Raw genomic sequence first — 6,094 nt, forward strand, 5'->3', positions numbered from 1 at the left:
AACCGCCTCAAGCAGTGGCGCGGCCTCGCCACGCGCTACGACAAGACCGCAACCGTCTACCAGGCCGCACTCCACCTCGCGGCCATCCACATCTGGGCCGCGAGGTGATCCGTAAGAAACGGCCTAGCTGTGCGGTCACGTCCGCGCGGACCCGGGAGACCACGGCTGGGTCGGCAGGCAGGTCCCAGGCGGCCACCTGGCGGGCATCCAGGGCGCGGGTACGCGCGATGAGCAGGGCGATGTCGTCACCGGGATGGGTGGGCTGGAGGGCGTTCAGCACCGCCTCACAGGTCTGCTGGGGTGTCCGATCGGGGTGAGCCAGCGCACGCCGTAGCTGCTGAAGGCCGGATTCGATGTCGCGATTGCGGTCTTCAATGAGCCCGTCGGTGTACAGGACCAGCTGGCTGCCTTCGGCCAGGAGGAGTTCGGTGGTCTCGAAGGGCAGGCCGCCCAGGCCGAGGGGCGGGCCCGCGGGCAGCTCGGGGAAGTCCACGGTACCGTCGGGGTGAACGAGGGCGGGTGGGGGGTGGCCGGCACGTGCAAGGGTGCAGCACCGGGAAACCGGGTCGTAGATGGCGTACACGCACGTTGCACCGATGATCCCGACACCGTTGTCCGCGGTGGGCGCCATGTCCTCGCCTTCACCCTCGGCTTCGGTCCGGTCGAGACGGTCGACCAGGTCGTCCAGGTGCGCGAGGAGTTCGTCGGGGGGCAGTTCGAGTGCGGAGAAGTTATGCACGGCAGTGCGCAGCCGGCCCATCGTGGCGGCGGCGTGCAGGCCGTGGCCGACGACGTCACCCACGACCAGGGCCACCCGGGAGCCCGACAGGGGGTGACGTCGAACCAGTCCCCACCGACGCCGACCTGAGAGGGCAGATAACGTTGCGCGACTTCGATGGCGGTCTGTTCGGGCAGGTCACGCGGTAGCAATCGCCGCTGCAGGGCCAGAGCCGTCGCATGTTCACGGGTGTAGCGCCGGGCGTTGTCGATGCACAGGGCTGCCCGGCCGACCAGTTCCTCGGCGAGGGACAGGTCGTCGTTCTCGAATGGCTCGGGCTTCTCCTGGCGCCAGAAGTTGACCACGCCCAGTGTGACTCCCCGAGCACGAAGGGGGACCGTCATGAGCGAGTGGATGCCGTAGTCGAGGATCTTCTTGGCGCGTTCGCGATCCTGGGCCATGACCCCGGGAGCAGCCGTCAGGTTCGGCTCGAGAACCGGCTGCCCACTCCAGAAGCCCTTGGCCTGCGGCGAGGATGGCACGAAGCTGATCAGCTCGCCCAGCGGGTAGAGGGGGCAGTCCTCACGGATGGCGCCCACCGCGGTGCGACGCATGTCCGCGCCCTCGCCAGCCGGCTCCTCCCCGCGCAGGACGGCGTCGGGTAGATCGACCGTGACGAAGTCGGCGAACTGCGGGACCACGGCTTGCGCCAGTTCCTCGGCGGTTCGCGTCACGTCCAAGGTGGTGCCGATACTCAGGCTGGTGTCGTAGAGCAGTTCAAGGCGTCCTCGTGCCACGGCGGCCTTGCCGGCTAGCGCGCTCAGCTCGGTGGTGTCCCGTAGTGTCGCCACGTTGCCCCACTGGTGTCCGTGCCACTCCGCAGGGCGGTGATTGACGGACAGCAAGCGGCCTCCGGCCGTGTGGATCTCGTCGGTCGCGACGCGACCGGAGGCGAGCAACTCAGCGGTAGAGGGGGCGAGGCCGAGATCCCTGACGTGACGCCCCTCGGCGTCCGAGGGCAGGTCGAGCAGCCGGTGCGCCTCGTCGTTGGCAAGCAGCAGCCGACGGTCGCCGTCGAGGATGAGTACGCCCTCTCGGACGGAGTGCAGAACCGCATTGTGGTGCTCGTACACCCGCGTGATCTCGGCGGGGCCGAGGCCGTGGGTCTGGAGCCGTAGCCGCCTGCTCGCCAGTGCTACCCCACCGGCCGCCAGGGCGAACGCGGCTGCCGCGCCGCCGAGCACGACCGGCAGTTGGCGGTTGGCCAGGCGTGCTACTTCCCCGACGCCGACCCCCACGGCGACCACGCCGAGAACCGAGCCTTCTGTGCTGGTGACAGGCACCATGGCGCGCACCGTCCGACCCGAGGGCCCCGTCAGAGTCGTCGTGAATGTCCGCCCCTCCGCCGCCGGTCCGACGGCGCTGGAGTAGCGTTTCCCGATCAGGGCCGGGTTGGGGTGGGTGTAGCGGATCCCCTCCGGGCTCATCACGACGATAAAGGTGGCGCCGGTCCGGCGCCGGACGTCCTCGGCGCGCGACTGGAGCGCCGCGGTCGGGTCGGAGGAGCGCAGGCCCGCCGCGGTCTCGGGGGATTGTGCGAAGGTCTCAGCGACGCCGAGTGCCCGCTCGCGGACCTTGTCCTCGCTGTCATGCCGGGCCTGCAATACGAGCGCCGCCCCTGCCGCGGCGACGAGCAGCATCACGACCGCCACCAACAGGACGAAACCGGCCCGGCGCCGGCTCGGCCAGCCAGCCCCGCGCGACCAGGCGTTTCGCCTTCGACCTCAGCGCCTCAGACTCCCGGGGGTAGCGTCTGCTCGCACCAGATGACCTTGCCAACCGGGGTCTGCCGCACACCCCAGTGCTGCGTGAGCTGCGCGACGAGCATCAGGCCCCGACCGCCCTCGTCGAACAGGCGGGCCCTGCGCAGGTGCGGCGCGGTGTTGCTCCCGTCCGACACCTCGCAGATCAGCGTCCGATCACGGATGAGACGGAGCCGGATGGGAGTGCCGCCGTACCGGACGGCATTGGTGACCAGCTCGCTGACCACCAGCTCGGAGACGAACGTCTGCTCCTCCAGGCCCCATTCCTCAAGCCTGCGTACGGCCTGCGCGCGGACACCGGCTACTGCGTCGGGCGCGGCGGGCACGTCCCAAGTGGCGACCTGACCTGCGCCGAGGCGCTGGACCCGCGCCAGGAGAAGGGCCGCGTCGTCGGCCGGACGGTCGGGCAGCAGGGAGCCGACGACCTGGTCGCACAGAGCGTCCGGAGATACCTCCTCGACCACCAGCGCACGTAGCAGCCCGTCGAGGCCCGCCTCCACACCTTGCTTCCGGGATTCGACCAGGCCGTTGGTATAAAGAGCGAGCAAGCTGCCTTCCGGCAGATCCATCTCGAGTGCCTCGAAGGGAAGTCCGCCCAGGCCCAGTGGAGGGCCGGCGGGCAGCTCGAGGAAATCCGCGGTCCCGTCCGGCCGCACCACTGCGGGCAGCGGGTGCCCGGCGCGAGCCAGGCAGCAACGGCCCGACACCGGGTCGTAGACGGCGTACAGACACGTGGCTCCCATGTCCGCCGCGGTCGCCTCCGGGGCCGTTTCGGACTCGGAGGCCAGCCTGATCACGAGGTCGTCGAGGCGGGTGAGGAGTTCGTCCGGAGCCAGGTCGATGTCGGCGAGGGTCCGCACGGCGGTGCGCAGTCGGCCCATGGTTGCCGAGGCCTGAAGGCCGTGGCCGATGACATCGCCGACAACGAGCGCCACGCGGGCGCCGGACAGCGGGATGATGTCGAACCAGTCGCCGCCCACACCGAGCTCGGGCGCACCCGGTAGGTAGCGGTAGGCCGCCTGTACCGCGGAATGTTCCGGCAGTTGGTGCGGGAGCAGGCTCCGCTGAAGCGCCACGGCCGCCGTGTGTTCGCGGGTGAATCGGCGAGCGTTGTCCAGGCAGACGGCGGCCCGCGCGACCAGCTCCTCGGCCACGGACAGATCCTCCGCGTCGAAGGGCTCAGGACGCCGGGACCGGACGAAGACTGCCACGCCCAGCGTCGTCCCGCGCGCTGTGACGGGTACGACGATCCACGAGTGAAATCCGTATTCGCTGAGCTTGGCGCGGCGCACCGGATCCTCCGCGACCCATGTACCGACGACCTCGTCCATGGTCCGATGGAACTCGGAGCGCCCGCTGGCAAGGCACCGGGCCTGCGGTGAGTTCGCCGTGTAGAAGTCCACGTCACCCACATTGACGACAGCCTCCGGCACCCCGTCCCGAACGGACTGGTGGGCCACCCGGCGCAGGACTGCCCCGGTGACCGCCCCCGGAGGCGGGGCGTCGCCGCTGAGGAGTGCCTCCACCAGATCGACGCTCACGAAGTCGGCGAGCCGGGGGACGACAAGCTCGGCCAGCTCCTGCCCGGTGTGTATCACATCCAGCGTGCTACCGATGCGCATGCTGGCCTCATTCAGCAGGGTCAGACGCTCTTGAGCACGGTGGTAGTCCGTAGTGTCGATCACCGTGGCGCACACGCCGGTTACCCGGCCTGTGCGGTCACGCAGCGCGGAGGCGGAAGCGGTGAGAACACGGTCGTGGTCAGGATGGCCGCGCGTGCGCCCGTGGACGAGGAAGCCCTCCGCCGCACATCCCGTCTCCAGTACCTGGCGCATCCGCTCCTCCCACAGTGCGGCGTCAGGCCCGCTGATGGCTGCGACCGGGCCCCGACCGATCCGATATCTGTCGGGCACGCCGGTCAGGCGCCGCATCGCGGCGTTCTGCCATACGCAGCGCAGGTCGGTGTCATAGACCGTCACGGCCACGGGGGAAGCCGTCGAGACCCAGTCCGCCAGTGCATGGTCCTCCGGGAAAGTGTCCCCAGGCTCCTGGCTCAGCAGCCAGAGACTCTCCCCATAGTCGCCCGTGAGCCGATGGGCCCCCACCCCCATGGCCAAGCGATGGCCCCGCAGATGCCGAACGGTCAGGACGCCGTGCCATTCGTCCAGGTCCTCCGGACCGGACAACCAGTGGGGCCGCGTCCCCAGCAGATCGGCCACCGATTGACCTACGGCCTCTGGTGCGCTGGGACCAAGCAACCGGGTTGCGCTGGAGCTCCACGCCACGACACGGCCCCGCGCGTCCGTCACGGCCAGTGGCGTGCCCGGGGTCCCGTGACGCGAACCTGCGCTACCGCCGCGGTCCTCCATGTCCTCAAGAATGGTCCCGGTGCCGTGCTCCATCAACCTGATGGCGGGCCGATAGCTCTGGCGTCCGGTCGTATGCCTCAAGCCCCAGGGCGGGCAGCTGCCCAGCTGTCGCGGGTCGGGCCCAGCAGGCGACTCGTCGCCGGATGGTGTGGGCGTGCGGTCACGCTGAACGCGGTCTCCAAGATGCGGGTGCCGTCGCCGGGCACGCCACGGAGGTTCTCTGAGGTGGGAAGCACGTACACAAAGCGGTACACGGCGGAGTTCAAGCGGGACCCGATCACGCTGGGCGACTCCTCGGGACGCACGGTTACCGAGGTCTCCCGGGAGTCGGGGGTGAGTCCGGAGTCGCTGCACGTCTGGTAGAAGCGGGCCCCGCTGCGACGCGTCTGAGAGACGGGGAACCTCAGTGACCTCGGCGGACCCATTCGCGCAGGTGCGGAGCCTCGGTGCCGACGGTGGTCATCTCGCCGTGTCCGGTGCGGATCACGGTCTCCGGCGGCAGAACCAGAAGCCTGTCCCGGATGGAGCGGACGGTGGTGGGCCCGCATGGGTCCATCTGATGGCGATGCGACGGCGCAAGACCCTCGTGATCTGCCGCAGCTGTCATGAAGACATCCACGCGGGACGCCTCACCGCACCACTCCGGAAGTGATCACTGGAGAGCCGGATGCCTGGAAATCGGGCCCAAGGGGCCGTGGGAAAAGGGCCTGCTCAGCAGGCACCTCGCCGACGGCCCACCAGTACCCTGCTGCAGAACCTGTCCGCCGCGGTGGAGGAGACCTGCCACCAGCACCGCGGCTGCCTGCGCAAACGCGCTGAGGAGGAGACCGTGACCGAGGCACCGGAGCTGCCCCCAGCTGCTACCGCCCGCGGAACCGCCCCGCACCCAGATCATCGAACGCACTGCCACCGCTACGAGGACATCCACCGCCTGCTGGAAAAACGCTGGACGTCAGCGCCATCGCCCGCCGTCTGAACCTCGACCGCAAGACCGTGCGCTGCTTCCGCGACACCGACCTCGACCAACTGCTGGCCTCCGCCCAGGCAGCGTCCTAGATGTGTTGTCCCGAGAGGTTGGTGACGCGGCTGGCTGGGGTGTGGCCGCTGATTCCGGTGTGGGGTCGGTGGTAGTTGTACCAGTCCAGCCAGTCGGGGAACGCTGCCTGTCGTTCGGCGTCTGAGGT

The 6,094-nt window shown here is 69.6% G+C and carries 4 protein-coding genes and 3 pseudogenes; 3 read left to right on the forward strand and 4 right to left on the reverse strand.

Annotation, left to right across the window (positions count from 1 at the left end; genetic code table 11):
• Positions 1-108, forward strand: a pseudogene (locus NMK44_RS41635) (IS5/IS1182 family transposase); the annotation flags it as partial.
• 16 nt (positions 109-124) lie between these two features.
• Here the strand turns inward: NMK44_RS41635 and NMK44_RS41640 are convergent.
• Both NMK44_RS41640 and NMK44_RS41645 read right to left on the reverse strand, forming a co-directional pair.
• A pseudogene (locus NMK44_RS41640) lies at positions 125-2,418 on the reverse strand (SpoIIE family protein phosphatase); the annotation flags it as partial.
• A 92-nt stretch (positions 2,419-2,510) separates the two neighbouring features.
• A complete protein-coding gene (locus NMK44_RS41645) occupies positions 2,511-4,910 on the reverse strand; it encodes an ATP-binding SpoIIE family protein phosphatase (protein WP_302889242.1) in 2,400 nt (799 codons plus the stop codon).
• A 225-nt stretch (positions 4,911-5,135) separates the two neighbouring features.
• On the opposite strand from NMK44_RS41645, the gene NMK44_RS41650 reads away from it, so the two are divergent.
• Positions 5,136-5,273: a transposase gene (locus tag NMK44_RS41650; RefSeq protein ID WP_254753364.1), complete on the forward strand. Its 138-nt coding sequence runs from the start codon at positions 5,136-5,138 to the stop codon at positions 5,271-5,273.
• 40 nt (positions 5,274-5,313) lie between these two features.
• Here NMK44_RS41650 and NMK44_RS41655 read toward each other — a convergent pair.
• Positions 5,314-5,451 (reverse strand): annotated as a pseudogene (locus NMK44_RS41655) (MBL fold metallo-hydrolase); the annotation flags it as partial.
• Between the two features lie 24 nt (positions 5,452-5,475).
• On the opposite strand from NMK44_RS41655, the gene NMK44_RS42885 reads away from it, so the two are divergent.
• Positions 5,476-5,562: a hypothetical protein gene (locus tag NMK44_RS42885; RefSeq protein ID WP_374215425.1), complete on the forward strand. Its 87-nt coding sequence runs from the start codon at positions 5,476-5,478 to the stop codon at positions 5,560-5,562.
• A gap of 400 nt (positions 5,563-5,962) precedes the next feature.
• Here NMK44_RS42885 and NMK44_RS41660 read toward each other — a convergent pair.
• Positions 5,963-6,094 (reverse strand): integrase core domain-containing protein (locus NMK44_RS41660; RefSeq protein ID WP_254753365.1); only part of this gene is annotated, 132 nt, incomplete at its 5' end.

The organism is Streptomyces cucumeris, assembly GCF_024295805.1.
In the GTDB taxonomy this organism is placed as follows: Bacteria; Actinomycetota; Actinomycetes; order Streptomycetales; family Streptomycetaceae; genus Streptomyces; species Streptomyces cucumeris.